Origin of the sequence: Listeria monocytogenes ATCC 19117 (assembly GCF_000307025.1) — a bacterium.
Taxonomy (GTDB): domain Bacteria; phylum Bacillota; class Bacilli; order Lactobacillales; family Listeriaceae; genus Listeria; species Listeria monocytogenes_B.
Genome location: NC_018584.1, coordinates 2,334,538 through 2,351,414, shown reverse-complemented (window position 1 = coordinate 2,351,414; position 16,877 = coordinate 2,334,538). Strand labels below are relative to the sequence as shown.

General features: G+C 35.1%; 16 protein-coding genes. 12 read left to right on the top strand and 4 right to left on the bottom strand.

Annotated elements, in window-relative coordinates:
• Positions 1-24: 24 nt before the first annotated feature.
• The 12 genes from LMOATCC19117_RS11565 (at position 25) to LMOATCC19117_RS11510 (ending at position 12,161) form a co-directional block, all read left to right on the top strand.
• Positions 25-345, top strand: a complete 321-nt coding sequence (locus LMOATCC19117_RS11565) for a hypothetical protein (RefSeq protein ID WP_003744482.1) — start codon at positions 25-27, stop codon at positions 343-345.
• 15 nt (positions 346-360) lie between these two features.
• Positions 361-759, top strand: a complete 399-nt coding sequence (locus LMOATCC19117_RS11560; RefSeq protein ID WP_010823036.1) for a DUF961 family protein — start codon at positions 361-363, stop codon at positions 757-759.
• 16 nt (positions 760-775) lie between these two features.
• Positions 776-2,212, top strand: coding sequence for an FtsK/SpoIIIE domain-containing protein (locus LMOATCC19117_RS11555; RefSeq protein WP_010823037.1), 1,437 nt, complete (start codon positions 776-778; stop codon positions 2,210-2,212).
• A 374-nt stretch (positions 2,213-2,586) separates the two neighbouring features.
• The gene (locus LMOATCC19117_RS11550) at positions 2,587-3,888 is read left to right on the top strand and encodes an XRE family transcriptional regulator (protein ID WP_003744479.1); all 1,302 of its coding nucleotides are present in this window, start codon (positions 2,587-2,589) and stop codon (positions 3,886-3,888) included.
• A 12-nt stretch (positions 3,889-3,900) separates the two neighbouring features.
• Positions 3,901-4,386, top strand: coding sequence for an antirestriction protein ArdA (locus LMOATCC19117_RS11545; protein WP_003744478.1), 486 nt, complete (start codon positions 3,901-3,903; stop codon positions 4,384-4,386).
• Complete coding sequence (locus LMOATCC19117_RS11540; RefSeq protein ID WP_014929109.1) at positions 4,383-4,757, top strand: hypothetical protein; 375 nt, start codon at positions 4,383-4,385, stop codon at positions 4,755-4,757. Before LMOATCC19117_RS11545 ends, LMOATCC19117_RS11540 begins: the two co-directional genes overlap by 4 nt.
• Positions 4,758-4,761: 4 nt before the next feature.
• On the top strand, positions 4,762-5,781 hold the full coding sequence (locus tag LMOATCC19117_RS11535) for a conjugal transfer protein (RefSeq protein WP_003744477.1): 1,020 nt from the start codon (positions 4,762-4,764) through the stop codon (positions 5,779-5,781).
• Positions 5,782-6,120 (top strand): TcpD family membrane protein, encoded by a 339-nt coding sequence (locus LMOATCC19117_RS11530; RefSeq protein WP_003744475.1) that lies wholly within the window; start codon positions 5,782-5,784, stop codon positions 6,118-6,120.
• Positions 6,121-6,122: 2 nt separating this feature from the next.
• Complete coding sequence (locus tag LMOATCC19117_RS11525) at positions 6,123-6,812, top strand: TcpE family conjugal transfer membrane protein (RefSeq protein WP_010785416.1); 690 nt, start codon at positions 6,123-6,125, stop codon at positions 6,810-6,812.
• A 14-nt stretch (positions 6,813-6,826) separates the two neighbouring features.
• Positions 6,827-9,349, top strand: a complete 2,523-nt coding sequence (locus tag LMOATCC19117_RS11520) for an ATP-binding protein (RefSeq protein WP_010785417.1) — start codon at positions 6,827-6,829, stop codon at positions 9,347-9,349.
• A 12-nt stretch (positions 9,350-9,361) separates the two neighbouring features.
• Positions 9,362-11,149: a CD3337/EF1877 family mobilome membrane protein gene (locus LMOATCC19117_RS11515; protein WP_003744468.1), complete on the top strand. Its 1,788-nt coding sequence runs from the start codon at positions 9,362-9,364 to the stop codon at positions 11,147-11,149.
• The gene (locus LMOATCC19117_RS11510; RefSeq protein ID WP_010785418.1) at positions 11,136-12,161 is read left to right on the top strand and encodes a lysozyme family protein; all 1,026 of its coding nucleotides are present in this window, start codon (positions 11,136-11,138) and stop codon (positions 12,159-12,161) included. The genes LMOATCC19117_RS11515 and LMOATCC19117_RS11510 overlap by 14 nt, the downstream gene beginning before the upstream one ends.
• A 151-nt stretch (positions 12,162-12,312) precedes the next feature.
• Here the strand turns inward: LMOATCC19117_RS11510 and cadA are convergent, their stop codons facing one another.
• The 4 genes from cadA to LMOATCC19117_RS11490 all read right to left on the bottom strand — a co-directional run bounded on the left by cadA (position 12,313) and on the right by LMOATCC19117_RS11490 (position 16,825).
• On the bottom strand, positions 12,313-14,415 hold the full coding sequence (gene cadA, locus LMOATCC19117_RS11505) for a cadmium-translocating P-type ATPase CadA (RefSeq protein WP_003744464.1): 2,103 nt from the start codon (positions 14,413-14,415) through the stop codon (positions 12,313-12,315).
• A 16-nt stretch (positions 14,416-14,431) separates the two neighbouring features.
• On the bottom strand, positions 14,432-14,788 hold the full coding sequence (cadC, locus tag LMOATCC19117_RS11500; protein WP_003744462.1) for a Cd(II)-sensing metalloregulatory transcriptional repressor CadC: 357 nt from the start codon (positions 14,786-14,788) through the stop codon (positions 14,432-14,434).
• A gap of 338 nt (positions 14,789-15,126) precedes the next feature.
• Positions 15,127-15,897, bottom strand: coding sequence for an ABC transporter permease (locus tag LMOATCC19117_RS11495; RefSeq protein WP_003744460.1), 771 nt, complete (start codon positions 15,895-15,897; stop codon positions 15,127-15,129).
• Positions 15,890-16,825, bottom strand: coding sequence for an ABC transporter ATP-binding protein (locus LMOATCC19117_RS11490; RefSeq protein WP_002372158.1), 936 nt, complete (start codon positions 16,823-16,825; stop codon positions 15,890-15,892). Before LMOATCC19117_RS11490 ends, LMOATCC19117_RS11495 begins: the two co-directional genes overlap by 8 nt.
• Between the last annotated feature and the right edge of the window lie 52 nt (positions 16,826-16,877).

Genomic DNA, 16,877 nt, shown 5'->3' with positions numbered 1-16,877 from the left:
ATAAAAAAGAAAGAAGGAAAAAAGATGTCCAATCGTGTCACAAGCATTGTCTTAAAGGACAATCAATTAGGAAATAAAATCAAAGCAACCGTTAAAGAAGAACGAGAAATTTATGTAGAGGGAAAAAGAATCCCTTGTCGCATTTTTACAGCCTCCTCTGCTCTTCATCCTGACTTTGAAATCATCGTTCCAAATTTACGAAACTCCCTACGTTTTGAAGGTCGTAAAGAAGTCGAGCTGCATGAAGTTACACTTGTTCCTAGTGCCAAACGAAATAATATTGGAACAGTTAGTCGATCACTTGAATTACAAATTTTCGCTAAACAACTGCTGACACTGAACTAGAAAAGGAGAAAAATGATGAGTTTAAAATTTGAAGATAACATTGTGAAAGATTTTGATACACGTAGAACATTTGGAAAATTATTCTATTTGAATAGCCAAAAAATTTATGAAACAGATACAGAAGGTAACCGAACAGATTTTGTTCGTGAACAACGCATTACTGTCTATTCCGAAGCTAAAAATGACCAAATTGATATTACTGTTCCAGAAACTGTTGATACTACAGCGTTCTCTTATGATGATGAAGTAGAGCTTACAGGAGAAGTCACTGCACTTGCTTGGCTTTCTTCTTATACTGGTTATAACGATTCGATTCAGTCAGAGCAAGCCTTCAAAATCCGAGCAGAATCCCTAAAAAAAGTAGAATCAGTTAATGTAAAGCAAGCCAAAGGGGAGCAAAATCTGAAAAACTAATTGAATGGAGGCAACTATGAACACATTCTTTCATTATCGTGGACGTAGAATTCGTCCTCTACATCTATCTGTTTACCGTACCTACCTTCTACTAGCTTGGTTTCCTTTTCTATTATTTGCTGGTTACTATAGCTACCTTTTTATCTATCCGCTAATACAGATGATGCAACAAAGACAAATAATTGATTGGATTGCCCTCTTAGTTCCCATTGGAGGGCTTTTTTTAATACTCTTCTTGCCGTTGTTAGTTTTGGTCATGATTCGCAGAGTTTCTTTTTTAAAGGGTGGTTTCTTCTATCGAGTCTACCAACGACAAATGTTAGCTCGTCTCTTGAAAAGCAATGGATTGTATGAGAAGAAGGAACGGAAATCAAAAGAACAGGCTACTGAAAAAATGGTTTTTCCAAAAGTTTATTACCGTAATACCAAGGAAATTCTTTATTTAACGGTTCCCACAGATGGCATGAAATGGCATGATCGCTTTCAAAAAATTGCAAAGACTTTTGAAGAAATGTACATTGCTGACTTCATTGAGGAACAAAAGGAGATGGGCTTCACCACCTATTTATTAATGATTGATGTGATCAGTAAGCGGATTGGAATTGAAGATTGTATCGTAACAAATGGACAAGTCAAACTCATGGATGGCGTTGTATGGGACTATGCCGAAGTGCCTCACATGTTAGTAACTGGAGGCACAGGGGGTGGCAAGTCCTACTTTCTGCTCACCTTAATTCATGCGCTCATTCAGATTGGAACGGTTGATGTATGTGATCCAAAAGAAGCAGATTTAAAAGATTTAGAAAGTCTACATTTATTCAAAAATCACGTATTTTACGGGACAAAATGGATTACGAAATGTTTAAAGAATGCTGTAGAAGAAATGAATCGACGTTATGTTTATATGAAGGCTCTTCCTAACTATACAACAGGGAAAAACTTTGCATACTATGGTATTCCTCCCTACTTTATTATTGTTGATGAGTGGGCAGCCTTTTTTGGCACCTTAACCTATAAAGAACAGGACGAAATTCTGCGATATGTAAAGGAACTTGTTCTAAAAGCACGACAAGCAGGTGTTTTTCTCATTTTAGCAACCCAACGTCCTGATGCAGATAACTTTGGTGGCGGTGTACGTGATAATCTTCTATTTCGAGTTAGCTTGGGAAAGCTATCAGAACAGGGCTATTACATGACTTTTGGATCGGATCAAAAAGGAAAAGCGTTCATCAATAAACGAATGAAAGGCAGAGGCTACTGCGATAGTGGCTCAGGAGTTCCTCGTGAATTCTATGCCCCTCTTGTTCCGAAAAAATATGATTTCCTAGCAGAACTTAGACAAATAGGTACTATGCAAACATTAAATATAAAAGAGCTTTTACAAGAAATGACTACTGAGGAAATTAATGAAGCACATTCAGCTTTTGGACTTTCACAGAAAAAATTAGGGTGAGATACTCCCTATATCAATGAAAAAAGGGAAAGGAAAAGCTTTATCTTTTGTTGCCCTTTTTTCGTTGCCTCAGCGGATGGAAGAAGCTGATACTAACCGCTTCGTTTTATGAACAAGGTTTCCTTGTGAAAGCCGCACACTTTGGTGTGTGGCGGTAGAACGAAAAGGAATAGGCAGGTTTCCTGCCTATGACTGTGCGTGGTTAGGGCGAGCAGCGCTCGCTCTAACCTGTTACCCCCGCTAAATAACATGGGGGTAACTTTTTACAAGAAAGACAAATTGGTTATCAAAATCCCTTATTAATAAAGCTTTTCTTTAAGAATAAAGCTGTAAACAATTTTCATTTATTTTGTGAACAACAAGGCAGGTGACCCATGAATAATCAAGAAATAAAAATTTTACGAAAGCGACTACAATTAACACAACAGCAATTTGCCGAAAAGCTTGATTGGAGTAAATCATACCTCTCTATGATTGAAACTGGTAAACGAACGATCCCAAAAAAATCCATAGAAAAAATACGCAAAACATTCCATTTGGACGGTGGCTTTCTACCCATGGAAGCAAAAATTGATTTTCTTCGTGTTCGATTCAAAATCCACTCCCCTTCTCAAGTAATTGAGAAAATATTACAAATGAATCCAGATGTATTCATTTACAAAAACTATGGCTTTAATCATTATACTGAAAGCTATTGTTTTAGTGACATCTTTGTTTTCTCAAATCCAGAAAACCTAGATATGGGAGTGATGATTGAACTGCGTGGACAAGGCTGTCGAGAATATGAATTGGTACTAGAAGAACAAGAAGAAACTTGGACGACATTCTTTTGGCGGCTTTATCAATCGAATATTTTTGGTGAAGGTCTAATAATTGACACCAAAATTACGCGAATTGATTTGGCTCTGGATGAACATCTCTCTCTTCTTTATCCCAATTATGATTTATTTGAATTGAAAGAAAAAGTTGAACAAGGATTAGTCGATACCACTTTTCGCAATTTTGATTTTACAGGAGGAATTGTTGTTAAGAGTGGGCAGCGGCTCAACAAAGGACTCTCTCTTTATTTTGGTTCCAGACAATCGCCATTTTATTTAAACTTTTACCAAAAAGATTACGAACTAGCAAAAAAAGAAGAAATATCTGTTGAAATGGCTCGTCAGAAATATGGTATTAAAAATCGTTATGAAATCCGTTTAGCTGACGAAAAAGCCTATCTCTTTGTTGAGTATTTACTTTCTACAGGAGAAACAATTGAATGGATCGGCAAAGAATTAATTGATACTGCCATCAAAGTATATGATTGCGACTCAAATGGACTGCGCACTCATTACAGTCAAAATTGGCGTATGGTCATTGAAAGTATGCAAGAATTACGATTGACCATGAAGGGTGAAAAACCAAATTATGACAAAGCGTTACGCTGGCTCTCAAACTATCTTGCTCCTACGCTAAAGAAAATTTGGATTATGGATCAAACGTTTGGCAAAAATGAGTTAATGTCTAGAATTCAGCAAGCAGAGCTAAAAGAAAAAGATCAAGAAGAGCTGGCAAAACTTACAACAACAATAAAAGAATTATTGCTACAAGAAGAAACTCAAGCAGCTACTCCCTCTTCTGTAACTGTTACACAAGATGAAGTCGAACAACTATTAGCACAATTTTTATTTAATTGAGAGGTGAAAAAAATGATTGAATTATATATCGAAAATCTTCATACCCATAAAGGGCGATGGTTTGAACTACCTATTGATTGGGAAGAGGTCAAAGAAAAAATCGAATTGGAGGATGGGCAGGAACATTTAATAACAGACTACATGGCACCATTTACCCTTTCTCACTATGAAAATTTTAATGAAATGAATGAAGTAGCAGAACAACTGGATGAGCATAGTGGACACCCAGCCATTCACTATTTAGGTGAACTTGTAGAGTACGGATTTTTCAGCGATATTTTAGATGCATTTGAACAAATTGATGAAATTCAAGTCTACTCTGACTGTTATTCTTATAAAGACTATGCAGAACAATTAGTGGATGATCTTGGCTATTTATCTGGTGTTCCTGATTTAATCAAGTGGAATGTTGACTATGGGGGAATTGGTGAAGATTTACGCCAAGATGGACGCCTCTATCAAGCAAACGACAATACTATTATTGAGGTATTGTCATGAATCAGAAATATCTCAAAGAAGAACTCAAAAAATATGGCTTTTTCTATTTAGAAAGACAAATTCCCGAAAGACAAGCTCGGCAATTTCTCACTGTAAAAAAACTAACTCAACGAGAAAATCTGGTTTTTATTCCTAAAAAAGAAGTCTGTTTTGAACGAATTCTTTCTAAACACACCAGTCTTTATATTGAAGGACTAGAACGTTATAGCGATTCCGGTGTTTATCTTGGTTATTCGTATGATTTTTACAAAGCTACCTATCTATTCAATTCTCAGTCTAGTCGTTTAAAAATTTATGGTACGCAACTTTCTGCAAAGGAACTCCTTTATTTGGTAAAGGGGTTCCCTTTTTTAATAATCACAAAGGAGTAATTCAATGAAATTTATCAAAGAGAAAAAGAATCATCCCCCAGCTTTACCAAAAGAAGAAAAAGCCGCTAGTATCCGAACGACTCGTACCTTCTTTCTAATCCTAACGCTTTTGTTAATCAGCAGTGGTCCCTTTGCCTTTGTTAAATCTACCCAAATGCAAAGTCTTATTCGCAAAGAACAAACCACATTAACTGAAACGATTCACAAAGAATTAGCAAAAAAGACAAATACAGCTGTTACATCAGAATTGTATAAACAGTTTCTACAGCCTTTCATTACAGCTTACATTAATATTCCTACCGAGCAGCAAGCATTTGAAAAACGTTTTAATTCACTCCAAGAGACCTATTTCATGATTACCCTAGATGAAGAAAAGAATACGGGGACTGAACGAAAACTACTCTCTTCTGATTTTTATAATCTAATCAGTGAAAATGGACAATTGGTGGCTCAATACCGTATTGCTTATGAAATCAATGCTCCAGTTACAAAAGAACGTGATGTAAAGAAAAAAGAAGGTAATAAAGAAGTAGTCACCAAAGAAAAATATATTGACTACGAAAAAATTGAAAATCGTGTGTTGTTAAATATCCCTTTTATACAATTAAAAAATCAATCGTTTAAAGTGACTGCCTATCCTTATTTTACTCTTGAGCCTTCACTAACTTCAAAAAATGGGCAACTAAAAATGCCTGATATTTCTCAGTACCAACAAGTGGATACCAAAGAAGAAAAAATGGTTGTCAGTTTCATCCAGTCATTCCTTGATAAATATGTATCTGCTTCATTGGAAGATATGGCATTTATGATGAAAGAACCAGAAATTCTAACAGGTAATTATCAGATAAGTAATAGCCAAATTAAACCCTTCTTCAAAGACAAACAACTCTTTGCTTTTGTTACATTTGATGTTATTGATGGTGAAACAAAAATAGGTCACAAGGAAACCATGACTTTATTGTTGAAGCAACGAGAAAACACTTATTTTATTGAAACCATTCATCATTATTTAGGAGGAATTTAAATGAAACAAAAGAAAATAGTATGCTCTCCTCAGCAAAGACAACTACTAACTGTCAAACTCACAACACTATTCAGTAGCCTTTTATTCTTTTTCGCTCTATCTCCTGTCGCTTATGCTGATGCAAACGCTAAGGAAGCCAGTAACTATATCTTGAATGACTGGATTGCACCAATTTTTGGTGTAGTTGTTGTTTATTTAGTCATCAAAGAATTTCTAAATTCAAAATGGATTCAAGGTTTTGCAATCCTCTTTTTTGGCGGTATCATTTACGCTGTTATCAAAGACCCTACAGGCGTTCTTAATTCACTTTCTAATCTAAAAAGCTACTTTGGGTTATAGTCATGAATATAGAAAAACAGATATTAGACTATAGAGAGCCCTTCAATGCACCCTATATGATCAGAGAAATTGCCAAAAATGTCCACTTACCTTTTGTTGTTTATGCACAGGATTTCACTGTTGCAACAGTCAGTTTTGCGATTGTGTTTAGTGCTCTCTTGATACTTTTTGGAATGAATCAATTAGTCGTCATAGTTTCTCTAGCTATTCCTTATGGATTAGTACAACTATTTAACCGAGTTGAGCCGGATGGAAAGAGAGCGGATATTTTTTTGAAAGATTATTTTCTCTATCTTCTGACCTTTGTATTTGGGCATAAATCACTGTATCATGAGCAACTTCACTCATTTAAACAAGAAAAAGTAATTTATGATCGCTGTACCGTTGAACAGCTTTCCATAAAAAAAGAAGGAGAAGCAAAAATGAATACATTAGATGTTGACCAATTGAAACAAGAAATAAAAGATAGTGTTGTTCCAGAACTAATCCATGAATTTGAATCCTTAAAGGCAAGAGAAGAAGGTTTCTATGAATTGTTTGAAACAGATGATGAAGTATTGCTAATGAAGAAAATACTCTTTCGGCAATTTGCAGACGGAGTTATCCCGATGTCAGAAATTCCTAAATTAAAGGAACAATATCATTCATTAATCAAGCAATCCATTCGTAAACGAATCACTAGATTATTATAGAAAGGTGGAAAAAAATGAAGTTTAAACAGCCATTTCATAAGGTTTATCATAATTTATTGCTTACTACAGAAAATGAAGTTTGGGCATATTTTACTTGTCCTAGCGACTATGTTATTGGTCAAAATAAAGAAATTCAAGAAAAGCATAAACAAAAATGGAATCAATTTTTACAAAGCTTACGCCGTTTTGAGGACTTTGAACTATTTCTAAATCCGCATTCTTACAATCTTAGTGAGCGGCTAGCAGCTTTCTCCGAAAATTTTGATGAACAAGCAAAATCAATGGGCGATAGTTTAGTTGATCGAACACTTTCCGAATTAGAAAATCAACTTCGAGTTCTCACAACGGAAAAATTTTATATTGGGGTTAAACTTTCTAGTTTATCTTCTGCAACAACTGTAAAAGGAAAAGCGATGGAAGTCGTTGACTATTACGCAGGAAAGTTATTATCCTTGAACCACTATCACCTAACTGTTGATGAAGATTTTTTAAAACGATACCGTTCAATAGAATCAGAAATTTTTCAACTTGTTGGAACGGTTAATGGGCGTAGACTTACTGAACAAGAAGTGCTACAAGCCTGCCGTTATCCCTATGTACGTGGAATGAAGACTTCCTTTGATCTTGATTTTGTTGAAAATAGCAGCTATTCATTAACAGATACTATTCTTGATCCTACAGAAGAACAAGGCTTATTAAAGTTAAGAAGCTCAGAAGGAACTAGCTACATTGCTCTGCTTCCTATTCATAAATTCGCCCCCAACTTGGCATTCAATCATATAGCAGAAGTGGTGCAAAGTCTCCCCTTTCCAGTAGAATTCCGACTCAAAGGGCATTTTGAACCCTTAAAAGGTGGTAGAGGATTAAAAGGAAAGTCTTCTCGTGCTGCCAAGCGATTAAAAAATAGTGCAAAAGAAACGGTTTCTATGGGCGATTCCGAAATGAAATCCAGTCGCTTTAATCGTTATGCTTTGACCGACTTAAACAATAAAATAGACTTAAGAGTCCCTGTCATTAAATGGCTGGGACTTTTTGGTGTCTTTGGACAAACACCAGAGGAATGTCGTAGTCGGATTCGTACCGTCATTTCTTTATGCCAATCTCGAAATGTTGAAATAGTCAAAGGCTTAGCCGATCAAGTATTTCTCTTCCATCAATTTTTAGCTGGTAACAAACTAGGTTCTGAAAAAAATTGGCTTCACTACACCACAGTTGAAGGAATTAGTGAAATGTTATTGAGTGTTGAAAATCGGATTGGTGATAACGTAGGAATTCCTATTGGTATGGTCTCGGAATTGAAAAACACTCGAAACTTAACACCAAAAGAAGTGGCAAAAACGAGTCGAAAACCCATTTTCTTTAATCCATCTATTGGGAACCAAAATGATATCGCTGATAAAAAAGCCAATAGCCCGCACATTGCCATCACTGGACCCACTGGAAACGGAAAATCCTACTTGGCAAAGTTTATTTTCTTCCTTTCAGTTTTAATGAATGGAAAAGGATTGTACGTTGATCCTAAATCTGAGTTCTTCGATTGGATTATGGAGGTTATCAATCATCCACTTTATCAAGAAAAGTATCCCGACACTTGTGCTTTCATTCAACAGCACTTCCACCAAGTGAGACTTGATCCAAATAAAACCAGTAACAAAGGCGTTCTTGATCCCTTCTGTTTTATTCCTAATCGAGTAGCTGCAAAAGACATGGCGCAAGACTTATTTGAAGAGCTTTATGATTTTACTAGTGCTAGAGAGAAAAAATCAAGATTGGCAATGCTAGAAGGAATCGAAACTGTATTAAAAAGAAGAGATCAAGGTGAACGAATAGGCTTACTTCATGTAGTTGACTTCATGCTGGAAAGTCCACATGAGGAGGTACGAGATACAGCCAGCTTAATCAAGAAATCAGTACAAGGTTCTATTTTAGAATTAGCTTTTAGTTATGGCGAAAATGAAGGACTAAATCTTACGAATAAGGTGACTATCTTAGAAGTTTTGGGGTTAGAAATGCCTCGTGCAGAAACACTTAGCAATGATTACAGTGCTACCCAAAGAAAATCGGTCATGTTGATGATGTCTATTGGAAAATTCTGTGAACTTTTCGGCTTACGTGACCGAGAGGAAAGCACTGTTGTTCTATTTGATGAAAGTTGGATTTTTAATTCTTCTAAAAACGGTCGTGCGATTATCAAATCCATGCGCAGAGTTGGTCGAAGTTTTAACAATACCCTGATTATTGTCACTCAATCTGTTAAAGATACAGCCGAAGAAGATGATACAGGAAACTTTGGACGAATTTTTGCATACGATGACAAAGATGAACGAGAAGATATTCTTCGTCATTTAGGATTAGAAATCACTAATGAGAATATTGAGTGGTTAAAAAATCTACCAAAATATCATTGCCTTTATTTAGATTTACGAGGACGTGTTGGCAAAATGCTTGTCTACTGTCCTTATGAAGAAATCCATCAAATGCTGCAAACGGTCAAAAAAAATACAAGTGCAGATGTGGAAACGACCTTTAGCACTTAGAAAGGAGCTGCTATGTTACTAAAAGATTTATTTGATATTGACAGTTTCCAATCCTTTTTTGAAAAAGGCGGCTGGTTTAGCATCAATGAAAATTTACAAAGTGTGCTAAATGCGTTGCTCAATATTGCCTTTGGCTTAATCAAATACCTTGTTCTGGCATTAGATTATGTGATAGACAAACTCTTTAGTTTAAATTTATTAGAAGGAGTATTACCGGATTTATTCTCTACTACTGGTGCTATTTACAATAAGTTATTCAGTGTTGTAGGAATTCTCCTTTTTACGTTCGTGATTGTTATTTCAGTGAAAGATTTTTTTGAAAAAGGAATCAGCAAAGCATTAATTCGATTTGGTGTTTTTACTTTAATCTATGTTGGAAGTATGACCTTCTTTTCGGATGGTGCTAACAAAATCCAAGAAGTGAATATACTATCTCAAAATGTTCAAGGACAATTAGTTGATTTAACAAGTGGTAGTTTGACAAAAGGCAATGGCAATATTTCAGAGAACTTACTCGGATCAAACCAACAATTAGATGGAACAAGCAATATCCGAAATCTTATTTTTGATGAATTTGTTATTAAACCTTATGCTTTACTCAATTTTGGGAAAACTGACTTATCAAAAGAGCAATTTGAATCCTATCTTGTTAAAAGTGGCGAAACATTTAATCAAAAAAAGACAGACGAAATTGCAGATAAAATAAAAAAAGACTCCGAAAAAAATTCTTATCTCACCTCTGATCGTATGACCGAAAAAGTAGCTGTTTTACTAAATACATTTATTATGCTGATTGTGATTGGAACAGCGGTACTAATCATTGGGGTTGCAAATATTTTAATCCAGCTATTAATTTACGGAATTCTGTTTCTCTTCCCCTCACTACTATTTTTAGCTTTGATTCCAAACATGCACCATCTGTTAAAAAATGGATTCATGTTACTAGGAACACTGTTTGCTTCAAAAATAGGGATTGGATTCGGTTTTGGTCTCTTGTTCTCTATTCTAAATTTGCTAGATTCCTTTTTTGTTGTAACAAACATTGTCACAATGATTGTTGGACTGTTCGTAAAAGTTTTATTAGGTCTATTCATTTGGAAGAATAAAGGACAAATCGTTCGCTCACTTATCAAAGGAAAAGCAGAGTTAAAAGACTTTTCTTTCAATCCAAAACAAGCTCTTCAAGAAAGGCAGCAGCAACGAGCACAAAAAGAAGATCAGCAAAATCGCTATGCTGAACAAGCCTATAAAACACAAGCCGCAGAAAATGATTACCTTCGTTCTGGAGTAGAATTGGATCACGCTTATCGTCAAAACGAACTACAGGATAATTTATTAGTGCAAGCTGGTGAAGAAGAAACTTCTCTTGATAAAACGGCAACAGCTTTTGATGAACATCCAATGACATCCAAAGAAGAAACGCTCCCTATAAATACTGTTGGTGTAAAAGATTCAGCAGAATTGCCAAACTATCCTGTTAAAAACGTATCAGACTTTGAAACAAGTACAGAACCTTTTATAACGGAAACTGTATTACCAATGGAAGAAGTTGATGATACATTAATTGCACCAAGTCCTTTAGCGGAAGAAATTGAAACTTCTGTGGAACAAGTTGTTGAGAATAAAGAGATAACAGAAACTATAGAACATGTTTCTCTAGAAGAAACCCCTTCATCACCTTCTCCATCTCCAGTAACACAACATGAAGCAAAGCAACTTGAAAAAGAAATTAGTCATTTAAGACAGGAAGCCTATAGCACTCCAGAATTAGAAGAGGAACAGCCCTATGAAACCACGTAAGTTATCTCTTTTATTACTGGCAGGTTTCTTTTTTATATTTTTCATGCTCATTGCTGGAAGTGACTCTTCAACTACCAACTCTGGCTCGGAAGAAGGACAAAACCTTCCAGAAGCAGTGCTTCGTTGGAAAGATAAAGTCACAAAAGAAGCTGCTAAAAATGAGATTTCCGAAGCGGTTCCTTATTTATTAGGAATCATTATGGCAGAATCAGGGGGAAATTCAGAAAAATATCCCGATGTAATGCAATGTTCCGAAAGCCAAGGAAAGCCACCTAATTCAATTCAAGATCCAAATGAATCCATTGAAGTTGGCGTAAAATATTTTGCAGATATGTGGAAAGGACACCGAGAATACGATGTTTTAAATATTGTACAATCATATAATTTTGGAGGTGGCTTTCTAAGTCATTCAGGTAAGAGCTACTCTCTGGATAATGCGATTCAATTCTCAAAAAATCAAGCAGGTGGAAAAACAGTTACTTACACTAATCCTATAGCTGTTAACTTAGGCTATGATTATCGTTATGCGTATGGCAATATGTTTTACGCTCAAATTGTTAAACAGTACACCACTTCTACTTCCGGCAATAATAGTCAAGGAAATTCGGCTATTGTAAACTCAGCACTTAAAGAATTGGATGAAGGAACACATGATGGAGGGATGAAGTATTGGCAATGGTATGGCTTCAACGGACGTGTTGAATGGTGCGCCATTTTTGTTTCTTATAATGCTGAAAAAGCTGGTGTTAAAATGGAACGGTTTGCTTATTGCCCAACAGGTATTGAAAATTTTAAAGCTAAAAACCAATGGCTAGGGAAAGGTAATTTGCCTAAAAGTGGCAATATCATTTTTTTTGATTGGGATGGTGATTCTGTCAGCGACCATGTAGGAATCGTGGAGAAAGTAGAAAATGAAGTTGTTTATACAATTGAAGGTAATTCAGGAGACAAGATTGCTAAACTAAGTTATGAAAAAAATAGCCCTTATATTATAGGGTATGGAACACCATAAATTTTAAAACTAAAAATACTTGAGAAAGAGTTTTTAGTTCGCACAACTATATTTGTCGCAGCTTAATTTTGTAAAATCAACTAAAAAATTATTCTTTACACTATTCAGATAAAGAAGCAGGTATTGTACTTTTTACAATACCTGCTTCTGATTATTTATATCTTATGACACGTGTAGCATTTAAAATCGCCAATACAGATACACCAACATCAGCAAATACAGCTTCCCACATTGTTGCAATTCCGAATGCACCAAGAGTTAAAAAGATGGCTTTAACACCTAATGCAAAAATAATATTTTGCCATACTATTTTCTTTGTAAAACTTGAAATATCAATGGCTTTTGCTATTTTAGAAGGTTCATCGGTCATTAAGACAATATCTGCTGCCTCAATAGCAGCATCTGACCCTAAACCGCCCATAGCAATTCCGATATCTGCTCTTGCTAATACGGGAGCATCATTGATTCCATCACCGACAAAGGCTAGTTTTCCTTTGTCAACTTCCTCATTTTCAAGTCTTTCTAAAATATCCACTTTGTCTGTTGGAAGTAATTCTGAATAAACTTCATCTAATGACAATTCTTTAGCAATATTTTGAGCAATCACTTTATTATCACCTGTTAGCATGACTGTCTTTTGAACACCTTTACTCTTAAGTGATTGAATGGCTTCAAAACTATCTTTTTTAATTTTATCTGAAATCACAATTGAACCAGCAAATACATTATCAATAGCAATATAAACAACCGTTCCTGTTTCGCTGTTCGACATATACTCAATATTATGCTGTTTCATTAATTTTTCATTTCCTGCAAGAACAGGTTTTTCTTTAATCAATACACTAATTCCATGTCCTGCAATTTCTTGATAAGAATCAAGTTCACTGTGTTCAATCTCTTTACCATAAGCTTTCTTAATTGACATAGCAATTGGGTGATTAGACAGTGTTTCTGCTTTTGCTCCATACTCTATTAATTGCTCTTCTGTAAAACCATTGCTTGTATTAATAGAAGTGACTTCAAATACTCCCTCTGTTAGTGTTCCTGTTTTATCAAATACAATTGTATCAACATTGTTTAAGGCTTCAAGAAAATTACTGCCTTTTACTAGAATACCATGTTTAGAAGCACCACCAATTCCACCAAAGAAACCTAGCGGGATTGAAACAACCAATGCACATGGACAAGAGATTACAAGAAAGATTAGCCCTCTATTTACCCAATCAGACCACTCACCACCAAAGAATAGGGGAGGAATGACTGCTAATAGGGTTGCAACAATTACCACTACTGGAGTATAGTATCTTGAAAATTTTGTGATAAAGTTTTCAGTGGGGGCTTTTTTACTACTAGCATTTTCAACAAGATCAATAATCTTTGCCACCGTTGATTCACCAAATGTTTTTGTAACTTCAATCGTTAAGACACCACTCTGATTGATACAACCAGACAATACGTTATCTCCAGTTTTTGTTTTTCGTGGGACCGATTCACCTGTTAATGCTTTTGTATCTAACAGGGATTCGCCAGCAACGACAATTCCATCAAGAGATACTTTTTCGCCAGCCTTAACAATAATGATATCACCAATCTTTATTGTTTCAGGTTTTACTTTCTTGATGTCGTTTCCAACTTTCAAGTTAGCATAATCTGGTCGAATATCCATTAAATCTGTAATTGATTTTTTAGAACGCTTAACGGCAATATCTTGAAACAATTCACCAATTTGATAAAAAAGCATAACAGCAACTGCTTCTGCGGTTTCTCCAATGATAAAGGCTCCAATCGTTGCAATACTCATTAAGAAGTTTTCATCAAATACTTGGCCCTTAAAAATATTACGAATTGCTTTTAACAATACATCTCCACCAAGAATTGCATAACTGATTAAGAATAACGCTAACTTCAACCAATCATTTATACCGTCTTGCATGTTGGCTATAACTGCAAATATAAGTATAATTGCACCAACTACTAGTCGAAGAAAAATCTTATTATCTTTAAGACTCAAATTTTTTGTTGGTTCTTTTTTATATTCCTGTTTAGGAAAAACACCAACTTCTGGTTCGTACGTATGCACGATTTTTTCGATTTCTTCATCAAGACCGTTGTCATCTTTCTTATCAAATGCTAACGTCGTATTCATTAAGTTAAGTGTCACATTTTCTATACCGCTTATTTTCTTAACGTCATTCTCAATTTTCCCTGCGCAGTTTGCACAAGTTAACCCCTCTAAAATATACTCTTTCTTCATATCGGGACCTCCAGATTCATTCTGCTACATGCTTGAAACTTTGTTCGAAAATTTCATACACATGTTTGTCAGTAAGTGAATAATACACAATCTTACCCTCACGTCTGTTTTTTACCAGATTAGCGAGCCTTAAAGTTTTTAATTGATGAGAAATTGCCGATTTCGTCATATTCAGCAACACAGCCAAATCACAAACACACATTTCACTCTCGTGTAATGCATACAGTATTTCCAATCTAGTTTTATCTGCAAATGCCTTATATAAACTAGTTAAATTAGTTATTGCTTGTTTTTCAGGCATCACTTCTTTCACTTTCTCTACAACTTCTTTATGTATAACATCGCAATCACAGATCAATTCTTGTTTATTCATATTTCTCACCCTTTCAATTGAGCAATCACTCAACTGTATTGTAGCCTTTCAAATTTATTATGTCAATGTTGATTCCATACAATTGTCTATGAACGCTCCCTTGTTCCGATACTAACTTATACAGACAGCAAGCTTTGTCATTTTCGCTATATGCAATTTCTTAGAAAAAGTTTCAATATTTGAATCCTGTTCCAATCATTTGTTGTTCAATTAATTCGTTTGATGACATTAAAATTAAAAAAGATAGAAGCTTATTATTGAAATACAAATAAGTTTCTATCTTTTTACTGTTTAATAATCTAATTTTTACTCTCTCAACCTTTGATATTCCTTCTTTACTAGCTTCTCAGCCCTTTCCCTTTATCAACAAGATACCAACAAACAGAATAAAGGATGATAATAAAAAGAATTAGAATCGTTATAGAAATGACGAGTGGCACATCAGTTGTCCCAAGAAAACCGTATCTGAACCCAGAAATCATATAAACGATAGGATTGACTTTTGAAACTCCTTGCCAAAAAGGTGGTAGCATTGAAATGGCGTAAAATACACCACCTAAATAAGTTAATGGCTGTAAAACAAATGTTGGTACAATTGAAACATCATCATAAGATTGTGCAAAAACACCATTAATTAAGCCTGCTAATGAAAATAAAATTGCAGTCATCAATAATGTAATCACCACAATAAACCATGAATAAACATGAAGTGGAACAAAAAATAGAGAAATGACTGTAACCAATGTCCCAACTAAGATACTCCTACCCAGTCCACCAATAACAAATCCCCAAATAATAACATGTGTGGGTACAGGTGCAACTAATAGCTCTTCAATATTCTTTTGGAATTTTTGAGAAAAGAAAGATGAAGAAACATTTGCGTAAGAACTTGTGATTGCAGACATCATAATTAAACCTGGTACAATAAATTCCATATAGGAGAAGCCGCCCATATCACCAATACGACCACCAATCATTTTTCCAAAAATAACAAAATATAATGAGGTCGTAATAACAGGAGGCACTAAAGTTTGTACCCATATCCGTAGGTAACGGTTGGTTTCCTTAACTGCTAAGCTTTTAAGTGCTGTAAAGTAGATACTAAACATTTTTCTCCTCCTTTTGATGTTTGTCTTCGGTAATTTTTAAGAACAACTCTTCCAATCTATTTGATTTATTGCGCATAGAAAGAACCTTGATATTTTGCTGATTGAGCTGCTCAAAAATATTATTAACTCCCTGATTTCGTTCAACTTCTATAGCAAGTGTTAGATCATCTTCAAAAAAGTGCTTATAACCTTTTATCACAGGCTTTTTGTCGTAGCTATCTAAATCAAAAATGAAAGTCTCATATTGTAGTTTTGATAGAAGTGCTTTCATACTTGTATTCTCAATTAGCTCACCTGATTGAATAATTCCAATGTTACGACAAAGCATCTCTGCTTCTTCTAAATAATGAGTTGTAAGAATGATTGTTGTGCCACTTTCATTTAACTCTTTTAAAAATGCCCACATTTCTCTTCTAAGCTCAATGTCCACTCCAGCAGTTGGTTCATCAAGAATTAGCAGACGTGGCTCGTGCATTAATGCTCGAGCTATCATAAGTCTTCGTTTCATCCCTCCAGATAACATACGGGCACGAACGTTTCTTTTCTCCCATAAATTGGACTGCTTCAAATACTTTTCACTACGTTTCAGTGCCTCTTTTCTTGAGACACCATAATATCCTGCTTGATTTACTACAATTTGTTGAACCGTTTCAAACGGATTAAAATTAAATTCCTGCGGCACAAGACCAATCTGTTGCTTTGCTCGCTCTAAATCATTATCAATATCATAATCAAAAACCTTTACTTGACCAGCAGTCTTATTAACAAGTGAGGTAATAATTCCAATTGTTGTTGATTTTCCAGCACCGTTTGGACCTAGCAGTGCATAAAAATCTCCTTCTTCTACAGTTAAATCAATACCACGCAGCGCCTCAACACCGGTCGCATATACTTTTTTTAAGCCTTTTAAATCTAGTGCATAGCTCATTTACTCATTACCTCCTTACTCATATTTCTTTTGTCAAAAAACAAATGCAGTC